This window comes from Cellulomonas terrae (assembly GCF_007990265.1).
GTDB classification, from domain to species: domain Bacteria; phylum Actinomycetota; class Actinomycetes; order Actinomycetales; family Cellulomonadaceae; genus Cellulomonas; species Cellulomonas terrae.
In genome coordinates this window covers 51935-77245 of the sequence record NZ_BJWH01000002.1, presented here as the reverse complement: position 1 = coordinate 77245, position 25311 = coordinate 51935, and the positions used below count along the sequence as shown (strand labels likewise).

The following is a 25311-nucleotide window of genomic DNA, read 5'->3' as shown; positions in this document are numbered from 1 at the left end:
CGCTCGCTGTCAGTCCAGGTAGTCCCGCAGGACCTGCGAGCGCGACGGGTGCCGCAGCTTCGACATGGTCTTCGACTCGATCTGACGGATCCGCTCACGCGTCACGCCGTAGACCTTGCCGATCTCGTCGAGCGTCTTCGGCTGACCGTCCGTCAGGCCGAACCGCATCGAGACCACGCCTGCCTCACGCTCGGAGAGCGTGTCGAGCACCTGGTGCAGCTGCTCCTGCAGGAGCGTGAAGCTCACGGCGTCCGCGGGGACGACCGCCTCGGAGTCCTCGATGAGGTCGCCGAACTCGCTGTCGCCGTCCTCGCCGAGCGGGGTGTGCAGGGAGATGGGCTCGCGACCGTACTTCTGGACCTCGACGACCTTCTCGGGCGTCATGTCGAGCTCCTTGGCCAGCTCCTCCGGAGTGGGCTCACGGCCCAGGTCCTGGAGCATCTGCCGCTGGACGCGGGCGAGCTTGTTGATGACCTCGACCATGTGCACCGGGATGCGGATGGTGCGGGCCTGGTCGGCCATGGCGCGCGTGATGGCCTGACGGATCCACCAGGTCGCGTACGTCGAGAACTTGTAGCCCTTGGTGTAGTCGAACTTCTCGACCGCGCGGATCAGACCGAGGTTGCCCTCCTGGATCAGGTCCAGGAACAGCATGCCGCGACCGGTGTACCGCTTGGCCAGGGAGACGACCAGGCGCAGGTTGGCCTCGAGCAGGTGGTTCTTCGCCCGCCGGCCGTCGTTCGCGATCCACTCGAGCTCGCGCTTGATCTTGGGCTCCATGGTGATGCCCGCGTTCAGGCGCTCCTCGGCGAACAGGCCCGCCTCGATGCGCTTGGCGAGGTCGACCTCCTGCTCGGCGTTCAGCAGCGCGACCTTGCCGATCTGCTTGAGGTAGTCCTTGACCGGGTCGGCTGTCGCGCCGGCCGTGACGACCTGCTGGGCGGGAGCGTCGTCGTCGTCGGCGTCGGAGTAGACGAAGCCGCTGTCCTCGCTCTCCTCCTCCTTCGCCGCGGGCTTCTTCTCGCCGTCCTCGGAGTCCTCGTCGTCCGAGTCGGCGGCCTCGTCGACCACCTCGACGACCTCGACCGCCTCGACGACGACCTCCTCGATCGACTCGATGTCCGGCTCGTCGCCCTCGATGACCTCGACCTCGTCGACGTCGTCCGCGACCTTCTTCGCGGTGGCGGACGTGGCGGCGGACTTGGCGGCCGTCTTCGCGGCGGCCGTCTTGGCTGCCGTGGTCTTGGCCGCGGTGGTCTTCGCCGGCGCCTTGGCACGAGCGGTGGCGGCGGGTGCGGCAGCACCTTCCGCGGGGGTCACGACGGCCTTGGTCGAGGGGCGCGCCTTCGCGCTGGTCGCGGCGACGGCACGGGAGGGCGCCGCCGGGGCAGCGGGCTCACGGACGCCGATGCCGGCGGTCGACAAGCCACGGACGACGGCACGCAGGCGCTTGGCGTCCTGGACGTCCGCCTGCTCGCACGCGGTACGCAGCTCCTCGGCGCCCACGGTGCCGTGAGTACGCCCGCGCAGGACGAGGTCCTGCAGGGCGGGGTGCTCGAACTCACGCGGAAGAGCGGGATGCGGGGTCTGGGACGACACGAACGACCTTTCGGCAGCGCGACACCCGGAACGGGGCCGGGAGGTAGATGGATATTGTACCGACCCCGGGGGCCGGTCGGCGCGATCACGGGCACGACGACTCGGCCGTCGCGGACGGCGGTCATGGGGTTCTCGTGCTCAACGAGCGGCGGACGCCAGAGATTCCCGCGCGGACGAGCACGTTCGGCCGATCCCGACGATCAGCCGTCCGGGTGTGTCGGCGGTCGCGTCAGGCGGGGCCGGGCTTGACGGTGAGCACCGGGCACGGGGCGTCGAAGAGCACGCGCTGCGCGTTGGCACCGAGGATGAGCTTGCCGACGGGGCTGCGGCGCCGCAGGCCCAGGACGACCAGCTGTGCGCCGACCTCCTCCGCGGTCAGGATGAGGTCGTCCGCCACGTCACCGCCGCTGAGCAGCCGCACCTCGTGGTCGACGCCCGCGGACGCGAGGTCCGCCCGGACCTGCTCGAGGTCCGACTCGAGCGCGCCGCGCTGCTCCTCCGGAGCATCGGGGCGCGTGCTCACCACGACCACGACCCGCGTGTCGCGCTGCCGTGCCTCCTCGATCGCCGCCCCGAGGGCCGCCCGACCTTCCGGAGTGGCCAGATAGCCGACCACGATGCCCATCGGTCCTCCCCTCGTCCCGCGGCAACACCGCCGTGACCGTGACGCTACCGGAGGCGACGGGCCGCGACGACCTCACCGGTGGGATCTCCTCGCAGGTCAGTCCGTGTGCCGGACCCACCCGGGCGGGATCGCGGCCGCCAACGCGTCGTCGAGGAGCTCCGCGAGGTGGTACTCGGCGTCGGCGTCGAGCGCACCGTCGAGCAGCAGACGCGCCCGCGCGCCGTCGCCGCGCCACCACGCGAGCAGGGCCAGGAGGGTCAGCGCAGGAGCCTGCGCCCCGGTCCTGCCCCGCGCCACGACGGCCTCGAGGACCGCCTCGTGCACCGCCGTGGGCCGGGCAGGCGGGACGATGCCACGGCGCGGGTCGAGGATGAGCGCCAGCGCACCGCCGAGCGCGGCGTCGAGCTCCGGTGTGGACGGGACGGTGCGGACGCAGCGCTCGGGCAGGTCGGAGGTGCCGGGGACCAGCGCGACCAGCACGCCGTCGCGCACGCGGCGGTCGGTGAGCCCGGCCTCGACGCGTCCCCACGGGGCTCCCCCGGATCCCGGCTCGCCCGCCCCGACGATCGCGACCGCCTGTCGCCAGGCCGCGAGGGAGTCTTCCCGCCACCGGCCGACGGCGTCGTCGCCTGCGACCACGGCCTCGGCGCACCGGTCCTCCCACCGGCGCCGGACCCGCGCCGTGGACCGGCGGACGTCGGCGCGCTGCGGCCGGATCCGCGCGACGTCCTCCCGGGAGTCCGCGACGGCGGAGCCGGCGAGCACGAGCGTGGCACCCACCTGGGTGGAGTCGAGGTCGCGCAGCGGCCTGCCACCGGGCGGGCAGCAGTCCTCGGCGCAGTCCAGGCAGAGGTAGCCGGTCGGGGTGACCACCCAGACCAGGACGTCGCCGAGCGCATCCTCCGCCGCCTCACGGAAGTGCCGGGCAGCCACCTGGGCGATGCCGTCCTGCTCACGCGGGTCCCGGTCGGTGTACAGCACGAGGATCGCGCGGCGGCCCCCGTCACGGCCGAGGTGTGCGACGAGCGTCCGGGCGAGCAGGGGACCGTCGGCCGGGTGGGCAAGGTGGGGCAGGTCGACGCGGACGACGAGCCCGACCGCCCCGCGCGGTGGCCGCAGGCTGACGGCGACCGCACTGTCCCGGGGCCGGAAGCCGAGCCGGTGCGGGACGAGCGCGAGGATCTCCTGGGGTTCGCTCACCCGGAGCGTGGTGGTCTGCATGGCGCCAGCCCATCGCAGCGTCGACCGACCGGGGACGCCCGTCGTCGGATCTGTGCACGGCCTCTGCCGAGGACAGGCATGTGGGCGTCTCGGCGTCCCGGGGTGCGACTACCCTGTCGCGATGCCCCGTCCCGCGCCCCTCCCAGCGCGCGCCCGCTCCGGCCTTCTCGCCGCCGTCGTGGCGCTGGCTCTCGGCGTCTCCACGACGGCGTGCACGACGAGCAGCCCCGGGCAGAGCCCTCCCACCGGGAGCGCCGCCGCCCTGGCCACCCCGGAGGCCGCTCCCTCGGAGACGCTGCTGCCCGAGACGGACGACGACGCCCACTCCGCGGTCGGCGAGCTGGTCACGGGCTTCCCCACCGCACTCGTCCCGGTCCCGGACGGTGCCGAGGTCCTGCTCTCGTCGGCGGCGCCTGTCGACGGCACCGACCTGACCGCCGTCAGCCTGAACCTGCGCACGGCCCAGGACGCAGCCGGGCTCCTCGACGCCGTCCGGGCGCCGCTCGTCGCAGCAGGCTTCGTCGAGAACGCGCCACCTGCCGCCGAGCCGGGCCTGGCGGCGCAGTCCACGTTCTCCCGCGGCGACGGCTCCGAGCTGCTCGTCGTCGGCATCCTCGACCGGGACGACGAGCGCACCCTGACGCTCGGGGGGCGGGTCCGCGCGGCGGCGCCGTAGGCTGCCCGCGTGAGCCCCGCGACCCCGTCCCTCGTCGACGTCGAGGACGTCCGAACCCGCATCGACGAGGTGCTGACCAGGCACGTCACCAGCCTGCGCTCCGTGCTCTGCGCGGCGAGCGGCGACGCGGACGTGCTCGCGGACGCGGTCGCCCAGATCCTCACGGGCGGGAAGCGGCTCCGGGCGGCGTTCTGCTACTGGTCCTGGCGAGCCCACGGCGGCCGGGCCGGGACCCCCGAGGCGGACGCGGTGCTGCGCGTCGGCGCTGCGCTCGAGCTGTTCCAGGCGGCCGCACTGTTCCACGACGACGTCATGGACGACTCCGACACCCGCCGCGGCTTCCCCGCCGCGCACCGGGCGTTCGCCGGCCTGCACGCCGAGCGCGGCCTGACCGGGGACGCCGAGCGCTTCGGGATGTCGGCCGCGATCCTGCTCGGCGACCTCACCCTCATCGCGAGCGAGCAGGAGTTCGCAGGGGCACTGGCCCTGCAACCGCTCGCTCGGGCCGAGCGGGCCCGCGCCGTGTTCGACCTGATGCGGACCGAGGTCACCGTCGGGCAGTACCTGGACGTGCTGGCGCAGGCGCTGCCGTGGGGTGACGACCCGGCGTCGGACGAGGCACGCGCACGCGAGGTCATCCGCGCCAAGGCAGCCCGGTACAGCGTCGAGCACCCCATCGTCCTGGGCGCATCCCTCGCCGACGCCGGCGAGGAGGAGCTCCAGGCCTGCCGCACGCTCGGGCTGCCGCTGGGTGAGGCGTTCCAGCTCCGCGACGACCTGCTCGGGGTGTTCGGCGACCCGCGGACGACCGGCAAGCCCGCGGGGGACGACCTGCGCGAGGGAAAGCGCACGATCCTGGCCGCCCGGGCCATGGCCCGGGCACGTGCCTCGGCCGACGAGGCGACCGTGGAGCTGCTGCGCACGCGTCTCGGCGACCGTGCGCTCACGGACGCCGACGTCGTCACGCTCGCCACGGCCATCCGCGACACCGGCGCCCCCGACGACGTCGAGGCGCTCATCGACGACCTGGCCGGCCGCGCTTTCGCCCTCATGGACGCGCGGCCCTGGGAGGAGCCGGCGCGCACGCAGCTGATCGGGCTCGCGCACGCGGCCGTCGACCGGCGCGCCTGAGCCGGCGGGTCAGAGCTCTGCTGCGGCCCTGCGCCGGATCTCGGTCTTGCGCCCCGTGCGCAGCGCCTCGATCGGCGTCCCCGGCAGGGAGTCGTCGGGGGTGAAGAGCCACTCGATGGCTGCCTCGTCGGAGAACCCGGCGTCCGACAGGACCGTCAGCGTGCCCTGCAGGGAGGCGAGGACCGTCCACGGCTGCCCCGCGTCGGGGGTGGTCGGCTGAGCCGGGTTGGCGAGGTGCCCCGGCACGAGGAACGCGGCGGGCACGACGAAGATGCGCGGGTCGCCGCGCCGGACGCCGATGATGCGGCGCTCCTGCACGATCCGGCGCACCTTCGAGGCGTCGAGGCCGAGCCGGTCGGCGACATCAGGGATGGTGAGCCACTCGTCGACCAGCCGGTCGAGGGTCTCTGCAGAATCGTTCACCCGACAAGAGTACGCATCGTTGAATTACACCCCCGCAATTCCCCCGCGCGCTTTCCCCCCGTGCAGTATTCGGATACGTTCGCATTCTGTCACTCCAGTCACACAGGCACCATCCGTTCACTTCCGCACCATGAGGTAGGCACCATGTCGCACCACCAGGCCACCGCCCGCCGCGTCGCCACCGGGACCGGCGCGACGCTCGCGCTGGCTGTCGTCGGGGTGACCGCCACCGCAGGTGCGGCCCACGCCGACGAGTCGTACACGGTCCGCAGCGGCGACACCGTCAGCCACATCGCCACCCGCAGCGGCACCACCGTGGCCGCGATCGCTCGCGCCAACGCGCTGGGGGACGCCTCCCGGATCCGGATCGGTCAGGTGCTGACCATCCCGACCGCCGCCGCCCCCGCTCCCGCCGCCGTGGCGCCTGCGCCCGTGGCCGCCGCCTACAAGGTCGTCCCCGGTGACACCGTCAGCAGGATCGCCGCGAAGCACGGCACCACCGTCGCGGCCGTCGTCGCGGCGAACGGCCTCGACTCCCGGGCGTTCATCCGCATCGGCCAGATGCTGTCGATCCCGGGAGCCGGTGGCGCCGCAGCGGCCGCGCCCGCTCCTGCCGCCGCGGCTCAGGCCGCAGGGTCCGTCTCGCACACCGTCCGGTCCGGCGACACCGTCACCGCCATCGCCGCAAAGCACGGCGCCACCGTCGCCGCGGTCGTCGCGGCGAACGGCCTCGACTCCCGGGCCATGATCCGCATCGGGCAGACCCTCACCGTGCCGGTGCCCGTCGCCGCGCCGTCCACGGCGACGGTCGGCAACACGTTCGCCGGGCGCACCTATGCCGACTCGGTCGTCGCCGCCGCGAACGCGAACCTCACCACGCTGCGCAGCTCCCCGACGCCGTCGAAGGCAGAGATGCAGGCCAAGATCGTCGCGACGGCCCGCGCCATGGGGGTCGACCCGGCCCTGGCCCAGGCGGTCGCGTTCCAGGAGTCGGGGTTCAAGCACGCGGTCGTCTCCCCCGCCAACGCGATCGGCACCATGCAGGTCATCCCCACGTCGGGACAGTGGGCGTCGGACCTCGTGGGTCGCCAGCTCAACCTCGTGAACCCGGACGACAACGTGACGGCGGGCGTCGCCATCCTGCGCGCGCTCGTCGGGAACGCCCCCGACCTGCCCACGGCGATCGCCGGGTACTACCAGGGCGCGTCCTCCGTGAAGAAGAACGGCATGTTCGCGGACACGCGGCGCTACGTCGCCAACGTCCAGACGCACATGACGCGGTTCCGCTGAGGCCCCGCCTACGGCATCTGGGGCACCCGCGACCGTAGACTCCCTGGCGTGGGAGCCACCGTCACCGATCCGTTCGTCGGCCGCCTGGTCGACAGCAGGTACGAGGTCGTGTCCCGCATCGCGCGCGGGGGCATGGCCACCGTCTACCTGGCCGTCGACCGTCGCCTGGACCGGGACGTCGCACTGAAGGTCATGCACGCGCACCTCGCCGAGGGCACGTCGGGCTCCGACTTCGTCGCCCGGTTCCGGCGCGAGGCCCGGACGGCCGCCCGCCTCACGCATCCCGGTCTCGTCGGCGTGTACGACCAGGGCGTCGACGGCGAGACCAGCTACCTGACGATGGAGTACATCGACGGGTGCAACCTGCGCCGGCACATCGGCGAGCGCGGTGCCCTGACGGTGGGCGACGCGCTGCGCATCGGCGAGAGCGTGCTCGACGCGCTGGCGGCGGCGCACCGCGTGGGCCTGGTGCACCGGGACATCAAGCCCGAGAACGTGCTGCTCGCCTCCGACGGTCGCGTGAAGCTCGCGGACTTCGGCCTGGCGCGCGCCGTCACCGAGGTCACCGCGACGACCACCGGGACCGTGCTCGGCACCGTGGCGTACCTCGCGCCCGAGCTCGTCGTCCGTGGCGACAGCGACGCCCGCACCGACGTGTACGCCTGCGGGATCCTGCTGTACGAGATGCTCACCGGCCGCCAGCCGTTCACCGGCGAGACCCCCATCCAGGTGGCGTTCCAGCACGTCAACAACGACGTCCCGGCACCCTCGGAGCTCGTCGGCTGGCTCCCCATCGAGATCGACGACGCCGTGCGGGCCCTCGCCGCCCGCGACCCCGACGACCGACCGGTGGACGCCGCGGCCGCGCTCGCGCTGCTCCGCCGGACCCGCGCCGCCCTCGACGACGACACCCTGGCGCGTCACGCCGCGGTCGCCCCGTCGATCGTGCTCCCCACGGCGACCGACCCCGCGGAGACCGACCTCGAGGCGCCCGGGTCGGACGACGACTCCCGCGACGACGAGTCCGTGGCGGGCGCCGATGACGAGACCACCCTCATCGAGACCGGCGACGGGCGCGGGACGACGGTCGCGCTGCCGATCGGCCTCGGCGTCGGCGTCGAGGTGCTGACCGCTCCCCCGGCCGACCCGCCGCGCACCCGGCACCGCGCCCGCTGGGTCGTCCTGCTGGCGGTGCTCGCAGCCCTCGTCGGCGCCGGCACGTGGTGGTACCTGCAGGTCGGGCCGGGCGCCTACACCACGGTCCCGACGATCATCGGCCAGAGCGAGGCCGAGGCGATCACCATCCTCGACCGCGCCGGGCTCGCCGCCGACCCGACAGCCGCGTTCGACGCCGAGGCGCCGGCCGGCGAGGTCGTCGCGACGGACCCCGGCCAGGGCGACCGCATCCGCAAGGACGGCACCGTCGCGTTCACGGTGTCCAAGGGCCCCGACTACGTGGCGTTCCCCGAGGGGGTCGTCGGCGCGATGCAGGCCGACGCCGAGGCAGCCCTCGTCGCCGCGGGCCTCAAGGCCACCTACGCCGAGCCCGAATACAGCGACACGGCGCCGAACACCACGATCATCAGCGCGACCCTCCCGGACGGGACCGCCGCCGAGCCCGGTGCCCAGACGATCCGGGACACCGAGGTGCGGCTCACCGTCTCCAAGGGGCCGGAGCCGGTCACGATCACGTCCGTCGTCGGCATGACCGTCGCGGACGCGACCGCCCAGCTCGAGCCCGACAGGCTCGCGCTCGCGCCGACGGAGGTCTACAGCGACACCGTCGCTCCCGGCCTGATCGTCGACCAGAGCCCCGTCGCGGGCGCCGAGGGGCACCGCGGGGACACCATCGCGGTCAACGTGTCCAAGGGCCCGGAGTTCGTCACCATGCCGAACGTCGTCAGCAAGCAGTTCGACGCCGCCAAGGCCCAGCTGGAGAAGCTGGGGCTCACGGTGAAGCGAGAGAACGTCCTCGGTGGCATCTTCGGCACCGTCCGGGTGCAGAGCGCCCCGGCGGACCAGCCCGTGAAGGTCGGGACGGAGATCCTCCTCACCGTCGTCTGACACGACGCAGCCCGGCACCGCGCGAGGCGGGCCGGGCTGCGTCCGTACCAGAGCTCAGGACGCGCGGAGCAGCTCCACGACCTGGAACGCCATCTCCAGCGACTGCTGGTGGTTCAGGCGCGGGTCGACGAGCGTCTCGTACCGCCGCGCGAGGCCCTCGTCGTCGATCTCCTCGGACCCACCCAGCACCTCGGTGACGTCGTCGCCGGTGAGCTCGATGTGCAGCCCGCCGGGCACGGTGCCGAGCCCGCGGTGCACCTCGAAGAAGCCGGCGACCTCGTCCATGACGTCGGAGAACCGTCGCGTCTTGTACCCGGACGCCGACGTGATCCCGTTGCCGTGCATCGGGTCGCAGACCCAGGTGACCGGTCGACCGTCCGCGGTCACCTTCTCCACCAGCGCGGGCAGCAGGTCGCGGACCTTCCCGGCGCCCATGCGGGTGATGAACGTGATGCGGCCGGCCTCGCCCTGCGGGTTCAGCTTGTCGATAAGCGCGAGCGCGTCGTCACCCGACGTCGTCGGGCCCAGCTTGATGCCCAACGGGTTCTGCACGCGCGAGAAGTAGTCGACGTGCGCGCCGTCGAGCTGACGGGTCCGCTCACCGATCCACACGAAGTGCGCCGAGCAGTCGTACGGGAGCCCGGTCCGCGAGTCGATGCGGGTCAGCGGGCGCTCGTAGTCGAGCAGCAGACCCTCGTGGCTGGAGAAGAAGTCGACCGACCGGAGCGCGTCGAAGTCGGCACCGCAGGCGGCCATGAAACGGATGGCCCGGTCGATCTCCGCCGCGATCTCCTCGTAGCGCGAGTACGACGGGTTGGCCATGAAGCCGCGGTTCCACTCGTGCACGCGCAGCAGCGACGCGAAGCCACCCGTGGTGAACGCCCGGATGAGGTTCAGCGTCGACGCGGACGTGTGGTACGCCTCGAGCAGCCGCTGCGGGTCCGGCGTGCGGGCCTCGGGCGTGAACTCGTAGTCGTTGATGATGTCGCCGCGGAACGCCGGCAGCGTGACCCCGTCACGGGTCTCCGTGTCCGAGCTGCGGGGCTTGGCGTACTGCCCGGCCATCCGGCCCATCTTGATGACGGGCAGGCTCGCGCCGTACGTGAGCACGACCGCCATCTGCAGGATCGTCTTGATCTTGTTGCGGATGTTGTCCGCGGTCGCGGTGCTGAACGTCTCCGCGCAGTCCCCGCCCTGGAGCAGGAACGCCTCACCGCGACCGGCGGCGGCCAGCTGGGCGCGCAGGTGGTCGGCCTCGCCCGCGAAGACGAGCGGGGGGAGCGTGGACAGCCGCGCGGTCACGGCGTCGAGGGCCGTCGCGTCCGGCCACTGGGGCTGCTGGAGAGCCCCCATCGAGCGCCAGGCGTCCAGCCCGGCGACGACCTGCGGGTCCGGCTCGACGCTCATGAGTGGCTCGCCGGGACCAGGGGCTGACCGATGTCCTGCAGGAGCGCACCGAACCACGGCTGCGAGACGTCGAACGCCTTGCCGCCCGCGATGCGCGGGAACTCGATGGCACGCAGCACGTCGCCCTGCTCCTCGTCGTGCCCGATCACGCCCGACTCGCCGCGCAGGGCGGACTCGACGGCGAGGTCGGTCATCGACTTGATGAGCCGCAGGTCCTCCGCGTTCGCGGCCGCGGCGCGCGAGTAGTACCCGGACTTCTGCACCATCGTCTTCTCGGCGCCCAGCTTCTCCCCGAACTGCTTGGCGAACCACTGTCCCGGGTTCACGGTGTCGAGCTTCACGTGCCCGAACGGGTCGCGCTCGACGGGCGTGCCGGCGGCCTCGAGCTGCTCGACGATCTCGTGCATCCCGGCACCCTCGGACAGGAAGATGTTGACGTTGCCCTGCTCGTCCATGATCGCCTTGAGGCGCGCGGCCTCGGCGTCGATGTCGAGCGCGAGCTCCGGCACGAAGACGGCGTGGATGTCCCAGCGCTCCCGCGTGAGACCGATGCCGGGCACCCACTCCTGGGTGTCGAGCCACTTGCGGTACTCAGCGGCAGCCGCGGCGGTGAGCCACCCGCAGTGCCGGCCCATGACCTCGTGCACGATCAGCATGCGCGGGCCGGACCGGTGCTCGCCGATGATGTTCGCGGCGAACCCGGCGGCCTCCTCGGCCGCCGTCCAGGCGCCCAGGGACTGCTTGATGGGCACGACGTCGTTGTCGATCGTCTTGGGCAGGCCGACGACGGTCAGGTCGTAGCCGTTCTCGTGCAGGTAGGCGGCGAGGTCTGCGGCGGTCGTGTTCGTGTCGTCGCCACCGATGGTGTGCAGCACGTCGACGCCGTCGGCCTTGAGCTGCTCGGCCGCCACCTGCAGCGGGTCCTGGCCCTCCTGGACGAGCCCACGCTTGACGCAGTCCTTCGCGTTGGTGAGCTTGACGCGCGAGTTGCCGATCGGCGAGCCGCCGAACTTGTGCAGCAGGCCGGCCTTCGCGCGCGTCTCGTCGTCGACGACGATCTTGTCGCCGCGCAGGAGGCCGTAGTAGCCGTGCTGGTAGGCGATGATCTCGATGTCGGGAGCGATCTCCGTGTACCGCTCGATGAGCCCGCCGACGGCGGACGACAGGCACGGGGCGAAGCCACCTGCGGTCAGGAGGGCGACGCGACGAACCGACATGAGACACACCTCTCGTAGACAACCTTCGGCACACCCGCAACGGCGGCGCACCACGACGTCGGCGCTGCGGCCGACCGCGTCATCCTACTGACGTCCCGCTCTCGTCCTGCGGCGGTACCGGCACCTGGACGTCCGGCACGGGACGACCGCCCGGGGCGGCCGGCAGGTGGTCGGCGGCGTCGCCCGCGACGGCGGGGTGACCGGTCGCGATCCGGGCCTTCTGCGTGGCCGCGTAGACGTCCACGTACTCCTGACCGGACAGGCTCATCACCGCGTACATGATCTCGTCGGTGACCGACCGCAGGATGAACCGGTCGTTCTCCATCCCCTGGTAGCGGCTGAAGTCGAGCGGCTCCCCGATGACGACGCCGATGCGCATGACCTTCGGGATCCGCCGGCCGGGGGGCTGCGCCTCGTCGGTACCGACCATCGCGACCGGGATCACCGGGGCGCCCGACTCCAGGGCCAGCCGTGCGATGCCCGTCTTGCCGCGGTACAGGCGGCCGTCGGGGCTGCGGGTGCCCTCGGGGTAGATGCCGAAGAGGTCCCCGTCCGCCAGGCGGCGCAGGCCCGTGCGCAGCGCGGCCTCGCTGGCCTTGCCGCCCCCACGGTCCACCGGGATGGTCCCGACGCCGCGCATGAACCCCGCGGTCAGCCGGCCCTTGATCCCGGCACCGGTGAAGTACTCCTGCTTGCCGATGAACACGAGCTCACGGTCGAGGACCAGGGGCAGGAAGAACGAGTCGATCACCGCGAGGTGGTTGCTCGCCAGGATGGCGGCACCCTCCTCCGGCACGTTCTCGGCGCCGCGCACCCACGGCCGGTAGACGAGGTGCAGCAGCGGGCCCACGAACACCCGCTTCATCAACCAGTAGAACAACGGCTCACCTCTCGACCCGACACACGGACTGTCCGTCCACCCGAGCCTGGTGCTCGCTCCTGACGACCCCTTGCAGCAACCGGAGCCGAGCGCGAAGCACCCCGACTGCTCGGTCCGACTCTAGAGTGCTCCTATGGCACCTCGCCCTGACGACTCCGACGACGGCGTCCAGCCGACGGGCGCCGACGTCCCGCCGCCGTCGCCCGACGCCTCCGGCGAGCTGCCCGATCATGCCGCACCACCGGACCCCACCGACGACGAGGTCTGGGCGGCGATCGTCGCCGAGCTGGGCGAGCTCGACGGGTACGACGGCGTCGAGCAGTCCCCGGAGCCCGAGAGCGTCCCGCCCGCAGGTGCCGGCACGGAGCCCGCCTCGGGCCTGTCCTTCCCGGTCGCTCCATGGGTCGCTGACCGGCGTGTCGTGCGTCCCGCCGCGGACGCGTCGCCGGAGCTCAGCGGTCGGGACTGGGACGGCACCGCGCAGATCGACGACGCCGAGGCGAGCATCGACGCCGAGGAGCACTTCGTGCCGCCCGACCCCGGACCCGTCCTGGGCGGCGACCCGCTGCTCACGATGGCATGGTGCGCTGCGGCGGGTGTGCCGATCTTCCTGCTCGTCGTGCTCGTGGTCTGGCGTGACGCTCCCCCCGCCCTCGTGCAGGCGGCGGCAGCGCTCTTCGTCGTCGGCGTCGGCGTGCTGCTGTGGCGTATGCCGCACCGGCGGGACCCCGACGACGACGACACCGGCGCGGTGGTCTGACCGGCTCGGGCGACCGTCGTGACCGGCACCCCGTCGTCAGCCGCGCGCGAGGTCGGCCGCGCCGACCAGGCCCGCGTCGTTGCCCATCGACGCCACGACGATCGCCGCCTCCGGACGGTGGCCGCGGCCCGAGAGCTGCTCGGCGAAGGCCTTGCGTGCGGGCGCCAGGAGCAGGTCGCCCGCGTCGGCCACGCCGCCGCCGACGACGATCAGGGCGGGGTCGAGGAGCGCCGTGGCGGACGCGGCACCCTCGCCGACCCAGCGGCCGAGCTCGGTGAGCAGCTCGACGGCGAGCGGGTCGCCCTCCTGCGCCGCCTGGGTGACCTGCGGGCCGGTGAGCTTGTCGACGTTGCCGCCCGCGAGCTCGAGCAGGCGCGTCGCCCGCTCCGGGTTGATGATCACGGTCGCCTGCGCGTCCCGGACCAGCGCGCTGCCGGAGGCGTACTGCTCCCAGCAGCCCTCGTGACCGCAGCCGCAGTAGTGCCCGCCGGGGACCACGCGCATGTGGCCGATCTCGGCGGCGACACCCCACGCACCACGGACGAGCTTCCCGTTGGAGACGATGGCACCGCCCAGACCGGTGCCCACGGTGAGCATGAGCATGTCGTCGACGTCGCGCGCCGCACCGAACTGGAACTCGGCCCAGCCGGCCGCGTTGGCGTCGTTCTCGACCACGATCAGGACGTCCTCGTCGCCGAGGATCGCCTGGACCTTCTGCCGCAGCGGGTAGTCGCGCCACGCGATGTTCGGCGCGAAGAGCACCGAGGAGCGGTCCGCGGACACGAACCCGGCCGCCGCCACGCCGACGGCGCCGACCTCGTAGGAGGTGCTGAGCTCGAGGTAGACCTCGGCGATCGCCCTGTCGATGCCCGCCACGTCGTCCGGGGACGTGTCGCGACGCGTCTTGGCAAGGATCGTGCCGTCCTCGTCGACGACGCCTGCCGCGATCTTCGTCCCGCCGATGTCCACACCGATGGCGTGCATGTTCGTGTGTGCTCCTACGCGCTCGTACCCGTGCTCGCTACCGTCCGGTGCGGGCTCCCACGCTATCCGCCTGCGCGGCCCTGGGCTCACACGCCCGACGGGACCGCCACCTGCCCGCCGCAGAGCGTACCCATTCGGGTGCTCCCTGCGCCGGGCCGCACGTCCCGTATCCTCAGGGCACACTTCGCCCCTCTGTCACTGGAGCCAGCATGGACGAGTTCCACCTCCCGTTGCGCGTCGAGGTCGACCCCTCGAAGAATCTCAACGACCTGTTCGCCGAGCGCGTCGCCAGCACGCCCGACGGAGTGCTCGTCGAGCACAAGTCGCAGCAGGACGGCCCGTGGATCCCGCTCACCGCGCGGGAGTTCGACGCCGAGATCGTGGCCGTCGCGAAGGGTCTCGTCGCGCGTGGCGTCGAGCCCGGGGACCGCGTCGGGATCATGTCGCGCACCCGCTACGAGTGGTCGCTGCTCGACTGGGCCGTGTGGGCCGCCGGCGCCGTGCCGGTCCCGCTGTACGAGACCTCGTCGGCCGAGCAGGTCCTGTGGATCCTGACGGACGCGGACGTCTCCCTGCTCGTGGTCGAGTCCGCCGCGCACGCGGCCGTCGTCGACGAGGTCCGCGCCGAGGCGCCCCACCTGCGTGAGCTGCTCGTCATCGACGACGGCGCCGTCGACACGCTCGTCACGGGCGGCACCGAGGTGACCGACGACGAGATCGCCCGGCGCCGTGCGCTCGCGTCGCTGAGCGACGTGTCGACGATCATCTACACGTCGGGCACCACCGGCCGCCCCAAGGGCGTCGAGCTCACGCACGGCAACTTCTACGAGCTGACCGTCAACGCCGTCGCGGACCTGCACGAGGTGTTCAGCGAGCCCGGTGCCCGCACCCTGCTGTTCATGCCTCTCGCGCACGTCTTCGCGCGGTTCATCGAGGTGCTGTGCATCCCGGCCGGCGCGGTCCTCGGGCACAGCCCCAGCACCGTGACGCTCCTGGAGGACCTCGGCACGTTCCGGCCGACGTTCATCCTCGCGGTGCCCCGCGTGTTCGAGAAGGTCTACAACTCCGCCGAGCAGAAGGCCGCCGCCGCCGGCAAGGGATCGATCTTCCAGCGGGCCGCCAAGACCTCGATCGTGTACTCGCGCGCTCTGGACAACCCGCGGGGACCGAGCCCGTGGCTGCGCCTCCAGCACAAGGTCGCGGACGCTCTGGTGCTGCACAAGCTGCGCAACGCGCTCGGGGGCCAGGCGCGCTGGGCCGTGTCGGGCGGCGCGCCCCTCGGCGAGCGCCTGGGCCACTTCTACCGTGGCCTCGGCCTGAACGTCCTCGAGGGTTACGGCCTGACGGAGACCACCGCTCCCGCGACCGTCAACCGGCCCGGCCGGGGCACCAAGATCGGCACGGTCGGGCTCCCGCTGCCCGGCAGCGGCGTCCGGATCGCTGCCGACGGGGAGATCGAGCTGCAGGGCATCCAGGTGTTCCGCGGCTACCACAACAACGAGGCCGCGACGGCGGAGGCCATGCACGACGGCTGGTTCCGGACCGGGGACCTGGGATCGCTCGACGACGAGGGCTACCTGCGGATCACGGGACGCAAGAAGGAGATCATCGTCACGGCCGGCGGCAAGAACGTCGCCCCCGCGGTGCTCGAGGACCGTATCCGTGCGCACCCGCTGGTCAGCCAGGTCGTCGTGGTCGGCGACCAGCGCCCCTACATCGGTGCGCTCATCACGCTCGACCCCGAGGGTGTGCCCGGCTGGCTGGCCGCCCACGGCAAGCCGACGATGACGCTCGCGGAGGCGAGCAAGGACGCCGACGTCCTGGCGTCGCTGGACAAGGCCGTCGAGAAGGCCAACAAGGCGGTGTCGCGAGCGGAGTCGGTGCGCAAGTACCGCATCCTCGACACGGACCTCACCATCGCCAACGGCTACCTCACGCCGAAGCTGAGCATCCGCCGCAGCGAGGTGCTGAAGGACTACGCAGGCGAGGTCGACGCGCTGTACGAGGGGCCGGCGCAGGACTGACGGCTCACACGGCACGCACCAGTCGCAGGGGCGGGACGAGTCCCGAGGCCGCGAGCACGCCGATGGCGTGCTGTTCCGCGGCGTCGAGCTCGACCGCCCCTGCGGCCGTGGCCGCGGAGACCGGCACGGGCGGAGCCGCGCGCACAGGGATGGTCAGGAACGTCACGACGCAGTCCGCGCACGCGGTGGCGCGCGCCGTGCAGGTGTCGCAGTCGATGATCATGGGTCGGACGCTAGCCACGACCACCGACACCGGGTCTCAGAGCCGCTGCAGGCGAGCGACGAGGGTGCTCGACGGCACGACCCACGCGCCCGCGGTCTCGACGTCGCGGACCACCTCCCGGTCGCTCGTCACGACGACCAGCACGCGTCCCGGCGGCTCCGCCTGGACGAGCCGGCGGATGAGGTCGTCGGCGATCTCCCCCACCGCGAACAGCACGCGGACCCCTCGTGCGTACCCGCCGGGAGGGTGCGTCTGACCTTCCTGGCCGTCGAAGCAGCACGTCACCTCGGCGCCCGTGCGGGCGGCGACCACGGCGAGGCCGTCGACGAGGCGGCGTCGCTGCTCCGCCAGGGACAGCTCCCCGAACCCGGACTTGGACACGTTGTAGCCGTCCACGACCAGGTGCGCCCAGGGCTGGCGCAGCAGCTCGTCGAGGAGGGCGGGGTCGTCCACCGAGCGTCCGCGCGAGCCCGGCCGCACCACGGCCCGCTCGGTGGGCGGGCTCACGAGGTCGGCGGGGAGGTCCGCCACGGGCGGCAGTGCCAGCTCGGACCGCAGGCCGCTCGCGGCGTCGACGATGGTGTCGAGAAGCAGACGCACCCGGACGTCGGCGAGCTTGCGCGCCGCACGCAGCTCCGCGCGGGCAGCGGTGCGCTCCGCGTTCGCGGAACGTCGCTCGTCGAGCGCCTGCCGCAGGTCGGCCTCGGCACGGGACCGCGCGACCTCGGCCGCGTCGAGCGAGGCTCGGGCGTCGTCGGCCGCCCGTCGCCCCTCGCTGCGTGCGCGGTCCGCGTCCGAGCGCAGCCGCCGGAGCTCGCGCTGGAGCGCCACGAGCTGCTCCTGGGCAGCGCGTGCCTCGTCCCGTGCCGCGGCGGCGTCCGACCGGAGCCGTTCTGCCTCGGCCTGGGCACGCTCGAGCCGGGCCCTCACCTGTGCGGCGTCGGCTCCGGCGTCGGACTCGTCCGCGGGCAGCAGGTCGCGCCACACCGCGGCGCCCAGGAGCCAGGCACCCACGGCCGCCCGCATGGCCGGGCGGGTGGGCTCGTCGGCGTCGGCGGCGAGGCTCCCGGCGAGCTCGGGGTTGTCCTGCGCCCACACCCGCGCCACCCGGGCGCGGAAGGCGTCGTCCTGCAGCGCCACCCACAGCGGCCCGGCGCCCGCCGTCGCGCGGCGTCGTGGCGCGAACCGGTGCACCGCGCGCAGCGACTGCGGGACCTCGGCCGGCTCGGCCGCACCGAGCACGTCCGCCGCGACCTGCACGAGCGCTGCGCGCAGCGCCGACGGCACCTCGCCGGCGTCGTCGCCGGCCGCTCCCGCACCACCCATGCCCTGCACCCTAGGTCGCCCCACGACGTGACGCGGCCCGACGGCCACCCCGGCGAGGGTGGACGTCGGGCCGCGTCCTGTGCCGACGTCAGGGGGTCGTGGCGCCCAGGACGTACGAGCCGGAGCCGGAGTACGCCAGCACGACGTACCGGTAGGTGCCGGACGTGCCGTTGTACGTGAACGCCTCGTTGTTCGACGAGGTCGTGCCCTGCGCGACGGTCGACCACGACGACCCGCTGCGCTTCTGCAGGTAGAGGTCGAAGTCGGCGCCGGACGGTCCCGCGAGGCACAGGCGGAAGGTGCCGCTGCGTGTCACGGTCACGGACCCGCCGGACGGCTGCGCGACCGCTGCCCCGGAGCTGAGCGAGCCCTGGTAGCTGGCCGAGTAGCCCGAGCACGACGTCGTCGGAGGCGGCGTGGTTCCTTCACCGGTGGTCAGCGTGAGGCCGTAGGCCGAGAGGATCTCGTTGACGGGCTGGAAGTACGTGGTGCCGCCCGAGGAGCAGTTGCCGGACCCGCCGGACGTCACGCCCTGCGCCTGCGTGCCTGCGATCAGAGAGCCGCCCGAGTCACCGGGCTCGGCGCACACGTTCGTGCGGATCAGCCCGCTCACCGTGCCCTGCGCGTACGTGACGCTCGCGCCACGGGCCTGGATCGTGCCGCAGCGCCACCCCGTGGTCGACCCGGACCGGCAGACCGAGGCGCCGATCGCCGCGTCCGTCGACCCGGCCACGCTGACCCGGGAGCCGTCGTAGCGGTTCACCGCCCCGACGGGCGTGTTGCCCGAGGCGGCCCGGACCCACGCGTAGTCGTTGCCGGGGAAGCTCGACCCGGCGAACGTCCCGCTCGGCGACGTCGTCGTCGCGCCCGACCGGCCGCAGTGTCCCGCGGTGACGAACCCACCGGTCACGGCGAACCCGACGGAGCAGCGCGAGCCGCTGCCGATGTAGTAGGCGTTCCCGCCGATGATGTCGATGTAGGTCCGGGGCGCCTCCTGCGTGGCCTCGAACGTCACCGACCCCGCCGGGACTCCCGCGCGCTCGACCAGGGCCTGCGCCGCGGCCTCACCACCGGCGCGCACCGAGACGACGACGGAGTTGGTGGCGACGTCCACGTACCAGCTGGGGACCTGGTCGGCGGTGGCCGGGATCGCCGCGTCGAGAGACGCCTGCCAGCTCTGCAGCTCGGCCAGCGTGTCGTCGACCACGACCGCCTTCGCGCCCGAGGCCTGAACTGCTGGCGCGGCGCTCCGGTCGGCGACGCCGACGTACAGCACGTTCTTCGTGGGATCGACCCAGGCGCCTGCGAAGCTGGCGCCGAGCTTGCGCTCCAGGGCGTCCTCGATCCCTGCCGCCCGGGACTGGAAGGTCAGCCGCGCTGCCGCGTCCGACCTGCTGATCCCGAGGTCCCGTTCCAGGGCGCGGGCGATGCCGGGGTCGACCTTCTGCACGATGCCGAGGTCGTGGGGGCTGGTGGATCCGGGGTCGGACGCTGCGGCAGTCGATCCGACCGCCAGCGGTCCGGCGACGAGCGCACCGGCCGCACAGGCCGTGACTAACGCTCGCCAGGTGTGTCGCGTCATCTCTGTCGTCCCTCCGTCGTCACTTCGGCCGGGTAGGCCGGTTGTCACAGTACGGATGACAGCTGTCGAAGCGCTAGATCACTCGCGGGCCATAGCACCGCGGTTATGCCCTGGGGGTCAGCCAGTCGACGAAGCGAGGGCTGCTGCGGCTGACCGCCTCGGCGTGCGCGCCGGCGGCGGCGTCGACGACACCCGCGACCGGCAGCGCCGCGCTCTCGTCCCGCCACCCGACGTGGTGCGCCCACACCAGCGGGGCGCCCGCGAGCGGGACCACCGAGACCCCCGGGGTGTCCGGGAACGTCGGCTGCACCAGGGCGACACCGTGCCCGGCGCGCACCAGGTCGACGCACGCAGCACGGTCCGCCTCGCTCACCTTTCCCGGTGTGAAGCCCGCCCGTGCGCACGCGGTGACGAAGCACCGTTGGAAGCAGCCCGCGCCGGTCACCCCGAACCACTCCGCGTCCGCGAGGTCCCCCAGGGTGACCATCGGACGCGCCGCGAGCGGGTGGTCGTCGGGGACCAGCACGAACACCGGGTCGGTGCTCACCCGCGACCACCGGACCCCGTCCACGACCGGCGGCTCGGCCGTCCCGCACAGTCCGACGAGCCCGACGTCGAGCGACCCCGACGCCAGCTGGTCGGAGACACCGTCGACGTCGGGCAGCGTCACGCTCGTGACCTCGACGTCCAGCTCCGAGATCAGCCGGTTGACGAAGAGGCCGCCCAGCGCGGTGCTCGCCGTGCCCACCCGCACCGACCGGGTCCGCACCTGCGTGCCGGCCACGATCCGGTGCGCGTCCTCGACGAGCGCCGCCATCGCCGGGAGCAGGACCTTGGCCCGGCCGAGGACGAACTCCCCCAACGCCGTCGGACGCGCCCCGCGCTGGTCGCGGGTGAACACCGCGGCCCCGAACGTCTTGTCGATCCGGTTGAGCTGGGCGGTCAGGGCCGGCTGCGAGAGACCGAGGGCGCTGGCCGCACGCGTCACCGAGCCCTGCTCCGCGACGGTGACGATCAGGCGCAGGTGACGCAGCTCGAGCTCCATCGGTCGAAACTATCGACCTGTCACCCTCGAGGGGAGGTCCGGCCACGACCCACCGCCTCCAGGTCCCGGTCGTGTCGGTGGCCGTGGGTAGCGTCCGGGGCATGTCGACCGTCCGCCGCCTGCGCCCCGTCTGGGCGGACGCCTCGCCCCACCCCGTCGGGCAGCCGGTCCAGCTCAGCCTGGAGGACCTGGGGACGCCGCTGTCGGACGTCACGTTCGTCGTCGTCGACCTGGAGACCACGGGGGGCACCCCGGCGGACTGCGCGATCACCGAGATCGGGGCGGTCAAGGTGCGCGGCGGCGAGGTCCTCGGCGAGTTCCAGACGCTCGTGGACCCCGGCGGCCCCGTGCCGCCGTTCATCCAGGTCCTCACCGGGATCACCACCACCATGCTGATCGGCGCCCCGCCGATCGAGCAGGTGCTGCCCAGCTTCCTCGAGTTCTCGCGCGGCGCCGTGCTCGTCGCGCACAACGCACCGTTCGACATCAGCTTCCTCAAGGCGGCCGCGGCCCGGACCGGCCACGCGTGGCCCGGGAACCAGGTGGTGGACACCGTCCGGCTCGCCCGGCGGGTCGTCACGCGCGACGAGGCACCGAACCACAAGCTCTCCACCCTCGCCGGGCTCTTCCACGCCACCGTGACGCCCAACCACCGGGCCCTGTCGGACGCGCAAGCGACGGTCGACGTGCTGCACGCCCTCCTGTCACGGCTCGCGCCCCTCGGCGTCACGCACCTGGAGGACCTCGCCACCGCGACGGACCCGGTGCCGCAGGACGTGCGCCGCAAGCGCACCCTCGCCGACGGGCTGCCCGACAGCCCCGGCGTCTACCTGTTCCGCGGACCTGGCGACGAGGTCCTGTACGTCGGCACGTCCACGACGTCCCTGCGCCAGCGCGTCCGCTCGTACTTCACGTCCGCCGAGAAGCGCAGCCGGATGATCGAGATGGTCCGGGTCGCGCACCGCGTCGACCCCATCCCGTGCGCCACCCCGCTCGAGGCACGCATCCGGGAGCTGCGGCTCATCGCCGCCCACTCCCCCCGGTACAACCGCCGCTCCCGGTTCCCCGAACGCATGCCGTGGGTCCGGCTGACCTCCGAGCCGTACCCACGCCTGTCCGTGGTCCGCGAGGTCAAGGACGAGCTCGGCGCCACCTACATCGGTCCGTTCTCCTCGGCGTCGACCGCGCAGCTCGCCGTCGAGGCCCTGCACGAGAGCTTCCCGATCCGCCAGTGCACGCGTCGGCTCCCCCTGGTGGCGCTCGCAGGCTCCTCGGCCTGCGTGCTCGCCGAGCTCGGCCGGTGCGGCGCTCCCTGCACGGGCCATCAGAGCGCGCCCGACTACGCCGACGTCGTCGAGCGGGTCCGGCACGCGATGCTCGCCGACGCCGGCCCGGTCGTCGAGGCCCACGCCGACCGGATCGCCTGGCTCGCGGCGCAGGAGAGGTTCGAGGAGGCCGCGACGGTCCGGGACCGGCTCGGCGGCTTCCTGCGCGGTGCGGCACGGGCCCAGCGGTTCGCACCGCTCGCCGCCTGCTCGGAGCTGGTCGCCGCACGTCGCGCCGACGACGGCGGGTGGGAGATCGTGCTCGTGCGCTTCGGACGGCTCGCGGGGACGGCACGCGTCGACCGCCGCACCGACCCCCGGCCGACGATCGCCACCCTGCAGGCCACCGGTGAGCAGGTCGAGCCCGCCGTCGCGCCGGCCACGGCTGCCCATCCGGAGGAGACCGACCTGATCCTCGCGTGGCTGGAGAAGCCCGGCGTCCGGCTCGTCGCCGTCGACACCCCGTGGGCGTGCCCCGTGCGGTCGGCGGAGGCGCTGGGCGATCCCGCCGCGGCCGTCGGTTCCCTCGTGCGGCCACGTCTGGCCACCACCGTGGACGGCCGTGTCGTGCAGCTCGTGCCGGCGTCCGACGGTGGCGCCGGGGAGCGGGAGCTCGACATCGCCGAGGCGCGGCCCGTGACGCTCGAGCTGGACGCCGCCCGGGTCATCCCGATCAGCGCCCGTCCGCCGCGCACGGCATGATGACGACCATGCTGACCGCCATCGTTCTCATCGACTCGGACGCCGCGAGGATCCCGGAGGTCGCCGCGGCGATCGCGGACCTGCCGGGCGTCAGCGAGGTCTACTCCGTGACCGGGGAGGTCGACCTCATAGCCATGGTGCGCGTGCGCGAGCACGACGACCTCGCCGACGTCATCGCGGACAAGGTGAGCAAGATCGAGGGCGTCCTGCGTACCCAGACGTACATCGCGTTCCGCACGTACTCCCAGCACGACCTCGAGCAGGCGTTCTCCCTCGGGCTCGAGGACTGACGGCCGACGTCAGCGCGCGCTGGCCTCGTGCCAACGCGCCAGGGCCGCGGCCGCCGAGCCGCTGTCCAGCGACGCGCGTGCGTGCTCGCTCCCCGCGGCCAGCCGCTCGACGAGCGTGCCCTCCGCGGTGCCCGGCAGGGTGCCGTCCGCGACCAGCGCCGCCGCGACGTTGAGCACCACCGTCTCGCGCACGGGTCCGGTCTGACCGTCGAGCAGCCGCCGCGCGACCTCGGCGTTGTAGTCCGCCTTCGCCCCGCGCAGCGACTCGAGAGCGATCCGTTCGACCCCGAGGTCCGTCTGCCAGTCGATCACCGACTCGGTGACGCCGCCGTCCCGGACCTCCCAGATGCGGGTCGGACCGGTCGGGGCGATCTCGTCGAGCCCGTCCTCCCCGCGGAACACGAGCGCTCCGGCACCGCGCCGGGCGAGCACGCCGGCCAGGAGCGGTGCCATCCGCGCCTCCGCGACACCGATCGCTGCCGACCGGGGCTGGGCGGGGTTGGTGAGCGGCCCGAGGAAGTTGAACGCGGTCCCGATGCCCAGCTCGGTGCGTGCCGCGGCGGTGTGCCGGAACGAGGGGTGGAACACCTGCGCGAAGCAGAACGTGATGCCGACCTCGGTGGCGAGCTCCGCGACGCGGGCGGGCGAGTGGTCGAGCCGGATGCCGAGCTCCTCGAGCACGTCGGCCGAGCCGGACGACGAGGACGCGGCGCGGTTGCCGTGCTTGACGACGGTGATCCCGGCGCCGGCGATGACGAGGGCGGACATCGTCGAGATGTTGACCGTGTGGGAGCGGTCGCCGCCGGTACCGACGATGTCGAGGGTCCGGCCCGGGACCTCGATGCGGACGGCGTGCGCGAGCATCGTGTCGGCCAGGGCCGTGAGCTCGTCGACGGACTCGCCCTTGGTCTTCAGCCCGAGCAGGAACGCGGCGATCTTCGGCGTCGACGCCGCGCCGCTCATGATCTCGGACATGGCCCAGGACGTCTGGGCCGCCGAGAGGTCCTGGCGTGACGCCAGCGTGGCGAAGAGATCGGGCCACGTGGGCGGGACCGGTGCGGTGGGACCGTCCGTCATCGGGTGACGGCCGACGACTCGACGATCGCCGCGACGGCCCCGTGCAGCTCGACGGGGTCGAGGGGCCGGCTCACGACGGCGTCGGCGTTCGACCAGGACGCGAGCCAGGCGTCCTGCGGGCGTCCGGTGAGGACCAGCGTCGGGGGGCACCGGAAGATCTCGTCCTTGAGCTGGCGCGCGAGCCCGAGGCCACCGACCTTGTCCGCCTCGCCGTCGAGGATGAGCAGGTCCAGCCCGCCCGACTCGGTCTGCGCGATCACCGCGGCGGCGGTGGCCACCTCGACCCACTCGATGTCGGGCGCGCCGCGCCGGAGCCTGCGCCCGACCGCGAGGCGCACCTGCGCGCGGGCGTCCACGTCGTCGCTGTACAGCAGGATCCGCGGGCCAGGGGTGGTGCCTGCTCCTGCGTTCTCGGGCTGCGCCGTGCTCATGGAAGGTCCTCACTCGTCGTCGACGTGCGTCCGGGGGGATTCTGGCACGGCTCGTCGGGCCGGGGAGGGCAGGACCGCCGTCGGGTCGCACGGACGCATATCACGAGGCGTGCGACGCGCCCGTGCGCGCCGGGGCGACGAACCCGCGCAATCGCGCGCACGGGCCGCCGTGGACCGGGCAGATCCGCATGATCTCGGGCCGGCTCCTCGCGCGCGAGGCTCCGGATCATGACGGTGTGACATTTCCCTGTGGCGACGCTGAGGGTCCGACGTCCCATGCACGGGTGTCATCAGCCATAATGGCGATCGTGTCGACCGCAACGGCTGCCCCGCGCACCAGCCCCCACGTGAGCGTCAACCGGCCGAACCCTGTCTCGGTGGGGACGATCGTCTGGCTGGCCAGCGAGCTCATGTTCTTCGCCGGCCTCTTCGCCATGTACTTCACGCTCCGTGGCGCCGATCCCGAGGCCTGGGCCGAGAACACGCCCAAGCTCAACATCACCTTCGCGGCCATCAACACGACCGTGCTGGTGCTGTCGTCGGTGACGTGCCAGATGGGTGTGTGGGCAGCGGAGCGGTTCCAGCCCGTGCGCACCGGGTCGCTGATCCAGGTGAACCGGTGGGGCATGAACGAGTGGATGGCCCTCACCTACCTGATGGGCGCCTTCTTCATCGGCGGCCAGATCTACGAGTACGCCGAGCTCGTCCACGAGGGTCTGACCATCGCGTCGAGCCCGTACGGCTCGGTCTTCTACCTGACGACCGGGTTCCACGGTCTGCACGTCGTCGGCGGTCTGATCGCCTTCCTGTTCCTGCTCGGTCGCTCCTTCAGCGCCAAGCGGTTCGGTCACCACGAGGCCACCACCGCGATCGTGACGTCGTACTACTGGCACTTCGTCGACGTCGTCTGGATCGCGCTCTTCGCGGTCATCTACCTCCTGAAGTAGGGGCGACGGGCGCCCCCGCCCGACGCCTCGTAGTCCCCTATCCCCCATGTGCGAGACGAGGA

General features: G+C 72.9%; 23 protein-coding genes. 9 read left to right on the top strand and 14 right to left on the bottom strand.

Translation table 11 applies throughout. The features are described 5' to 3' along the window. Positions 1 to 9: 9 nt before the first annotated feature. The 3 genes from CTE05_RS02540 to CTE05_RS02530 all read right to left on the bottom strand — a co-directional run bounded on the left by CTE05_RS02540 (position 10) and on the right by CTE05_RS02530 (position 3424). Entirely contained in the window at positions 10 to 1599 is a 1590-nt protein-coding gene (locus CTE05_RS02540) for an RNA polymerase sigma factor (RefSeq protein WP_146844551.1), read from the bottom strand. 229 nt (positions 1600 to 1828) lie between these two features. Beyond that, positions 1829 to 2224 carry a universal stress protein gene (locus tag CTE05_RS02535; protein WP_146844550.1) on the bottom strand — a complete coding sequence of 132 codons (396 nt, stop codon included), beginning with the start codon at positions 2222 to 2224 and terminating at the stop codon, positions 1829 to 1831. Between the two features lie 96 nt (positions 2225 to 2320). After that, a complete protein-coding gene (locus CTE05_RS02530; RefSeq protein WP_246123211.1) occupies positions 2321 to 3424 on the bottom strand; it encodes a DUF4192 domain-containing protein in 1104 nt (367 codons plus the stop codon). Positions 3425 to 3566: 142 nt separating this feature from the next. Here CTE05_RS02530 and CTE05_RS02525 point away from each other — a divergent pair, with 142 nt between their 5' ends. Together CTE05_RS02525 and CTE05_RS02520 are read left to right on the top strand one after the other, a co-directional pair. Further along, a complete protein-coding gene (locus CTE05_RS02525; protein WP_146844548.1) occupies positions 3567 to 4121 on the top strand; it encodes a hypothetical protein in 555 nt (184 codons plus the stop codon). Between the two features lie 9 nt (positions 4122 to 4130). Continuing rightward, positions 4131 to 5252 (top strand): polyprenyl synthetase family protein, encoded by a 1122-nt coding sequence (locus tag CTE05_RS02520; RefSeq protein ID WP_146844547.1) that lies wholly within the window; start codon positions 4131 to 4133, stop codon positions 5250 to 5252. A 9-nt stretch (positions 5253 to 5261) separates the two neighbouring features. Here the strand turns inward: CTE05_RS02520 and CTE05_RS02515 are convergent, their stop codons facing one another. Continuing rightward, positions 5262 to 5675, bottom strand: a complete 414-nt coding sequence (locus tag CTE05_RS02515) for an Rv2175c family DNA-binding protein (protein WP_146844546.1) — start codon at positions 5673 to 5675, stop codon at positions 5262 to 5264. Positions 5676 to 5819: 144 nt separating this feature from the next. Here CTE05_RS02515 and CTE05_RS02510 point away from each other — a divergent pair, with 144 nt between their 5' ends. Then, positions 5820 to 6965 carry a LysM peptidoglycan-binding domain-containing protein gene (locus CTE05_RS02510; RefSeq protein ID WP_146844545.1) on the top strand — a complete coding sequence of 382 codons (1146 nt, stop codon included), beginning with the start codon at positions 5820 to 5822 and terminating at the stop codon, positions 6963 to 6965. Between the two features lie 48 nt (positions 6966 to 7013). After that, entirely contained in the window at positions 7014 to 9029 is a 2016-nt protein-coding gene (pknB, locus tag CTE05_RS02505; RefSeq protein WP_146844544.1) for a Stk1 family PASTA domain-containing Ser/Thr kinase, read from the top strand. A 54-nt stretch (positions 9030 to 9083) separates the two neighbouring features. Here pknB and CTE05_RS02500 read toward each other — a convergent pair whose 3' ends face one another. The 3 genes from CTE05_RS02500 to CTE05_RS02490 form a co-directional block, all read right to left on the bottom strand. Then, on the bottom strand, positions 9084 to 10436 hold the full coding sequence (locus CTE05_RS02500) for a class II 3-deoxy-7-phosphoheptulonate synthase (RefSeq protein WP_146844543.1): 1353 nt from the start codon (positions 10434 to 10436) through the stop codon (positions 9084 to 9086). Continuing rightward, on the bottom strand, positions 10433 to 11653 hold the full coding sequence (locus tag CTE05_RS02495) for a pyrophosphate--fructose-6-phosphate 1-phosphotransferase (RefSeq protein WP_146844542.1): 1221 nt from the start codon (positions 11651 to 11653) through the stop codon (positions 10433 to 10435). Before CTE05_RS02495 ends, CTE05_RS02500 begins: the two co-directional genes overlap by 4 nt. Positions 11654 to 11732: 79 nt before the next feature. Further along, on the bottom strand, positions 11733 to 12533 hold the full coding sequence (locus CTE05_RS02490; RefSeq protein WP_235523116.1) for a lysophospholipid acyltransferase family protein: 801 nt from the start codon (positions 12531 to 12533) through the stop codon (positions 11733 to 11735). A gap of 133 nt (positions 12534 to 12666) precedes the next feature. Here CTE05_RS02490 and CTE05_RS20120 point away from each other — a divergent pair, with 133 nt between their 5' ends. Continuing rightward, entirely contained in the window at positions 12667 to 13293 is a 627-nt protein-coding gene (locus CTE05_RS20120) for a hypothetical protein (RefSeq protein WP_186814709.1), read from the top strand. Positions 13294 to 13329: 36 nt separating this feature from the next. On the opposite strand, the gene CTE05_RS02480 is transcribed toward CTE05_RS20120, so the two are convergent. Continuing rightward, positions 13330 to 14277, bottom strand: coding sequence for an ROK family glucokinase (locus CTE05_RS02480; RefSeq protein WP_146844541.1), 948 nt, complete (start codon positions 14275 to 14277; stop codon positions 13330 to 13332). 209 nt (positions 14278 to 14486) lie between these two features. Between CTE05_RS02480 and CTE05_RS02475 the strand changes: the two genes are divergently transcribed. Beyond that, positions 14487 to 16301: an AMP-dependent synthetase/ligase gene (locus tag CTE05_RS02475; protein WP_146844540.1), complete on the top strand. Its 1815-nt coding sequence runs from the start codon at positions 14487 to 14489 to the stop codon at positions 16299 to 16301. Between the two features lie 4 nt (positions 16302 to 16305). Here CTE05_RS02475 and CTE05_RS02470 read toward each other — a convergent pair whose 3' ends face one another. The 4 genes from CTE05_RS02470 to CTE05_RS02455 form a co-directional block, all read right to left on the bottom strand. Further along, on the bottom strand, positions 16306 to 16524 hold the full coding sequence (locus CTE05_RS02470) for a hypothetical protein (protein WP_146844539.1): 219 nt from the start codon (positions 16522 to 16524) through the stop codon (positions 16306 to 16308). Positions 16525 to 16560: 36 nt separating this feature from the next. Next, positions 16561 to 17850 carry an NYN domain-containing protein gene (locus CTE05_RS02465; protein WP_146844538.1) on the bottom strand — a complete coding sequence of 430 codons (1290 nt, stop codon included), beginning with the start codon at positions 17848 to 17850 and terminating at the stop codon, positions 16561 to 16563. Positions 17851 to 17938: 88 nt separating this feature from the next. After that, positions 17939 to 19432, bottom strand: a complete 1494-nt coding sequence (locus tag CTE05_RS02460) for a S1 family peptidase (RefSeq protein WP_146844537.1) — start codon at positions 19430 to 19432, stop codon at positions 17939 to 17941. Between the two features lie 103 nt (positions 19433 to 19535). Further along, positions 19536 to 20477, bottom strand: coding sequence for a LysR family transcriptional regulator (locus tag CTE05_RS02455; RefSeq protein ID WP_246123210.1), 942 nt, complete (start codon positions 20475 to 20477; stop codon positions 19536 to 19538). A 101-nt stretch (positions 20478 to 20578) separates the two neighbouring features. On the opposite strand from CTE05_RS02455, the gene CTE05_RS02450 reads away from it, so the two are divergent. Together CTE05_RS02450 and CTE05_RS02445 are read left to right on the top strand one after the other, a co-directional pair. Next, a complete protein-coding gene (locus tag CTE05_RS02450) occupies positions 20579 to 22504 on the top strand; it encodes a DEDD exonuclease domain-containing protein (protein WP_146844536.1) in 1926 nt (641 codons plus the stop codon). A gap of 8 nt (positions 22505 to 22512) precedes the next feature. Beyond that, positions 22513 to 22794 carry an Lrp/AsnC family transcriptional regulator gene (locus CTE05_RS02445; RefSeq protein ID WP_146844535.1) on the top strand — a complete coding sequence of 94 codons (282 nt, stop codon included), beginning with the start codon at positions 22513 to 22515 and terminating at the stop codon, positions 22792 to 22794. A gap of 9 nt (positions 22795 to 22803) precedes the next feature. Here the strand turns inward: CTE05_RS02445 and trpD are convergent, their stop codons facing one another. Together trpD and CTE05_RS02435 are read right to left on the bottom strand one after the other, a co-directional pair. Then, positions 22804 to 23871 carry an anthranilate phosphoribosyltransferase gene (gene trpD / locus CTE05_RS02440; RefSeq protein WP_146844534.1) on the bottom strand — a complete coding sequence of 356 codons (1068 nt, stop codon included), beginning with the start codon at positions 23869 to 23871 and terminating at the stop codon, positions 22804 to 22806. Beyond that, the gene (locus CTE05_RS02435; protein ID WP_146844533.1) at positions 23868 to 24302 is read right to left on the bottom strand and encodes a response regulator transcription factor; all 435 of its coding nucleotides are present in this window, start codon (positions 24300 to 24302) and stop codon (positions 23868 to 23870) included. Before CTE05_RS02435 ends, trpD begins: the two co-directional genes overlap by 4 nt. A 299-nt stretch (positions 24303 to 24601) precedes the next feature. Here CTE05_RS02435 and ctaE point away from each other — a divergent pair, with 299 nt between their 5' ends. Continuing rightward, entirely contained in the window at positions 24602 to 25249 is a 648-nt protein-coding gene (gene ctaE, locus CTE05_RS02430; RefSeq protein WP_146844781.1) for an aa3-type cytochrome oxidase subunit III, read from the top strand. The last annotated feature ends 62 nt before the right edge of the window (positions 25250 to 25311 follow it).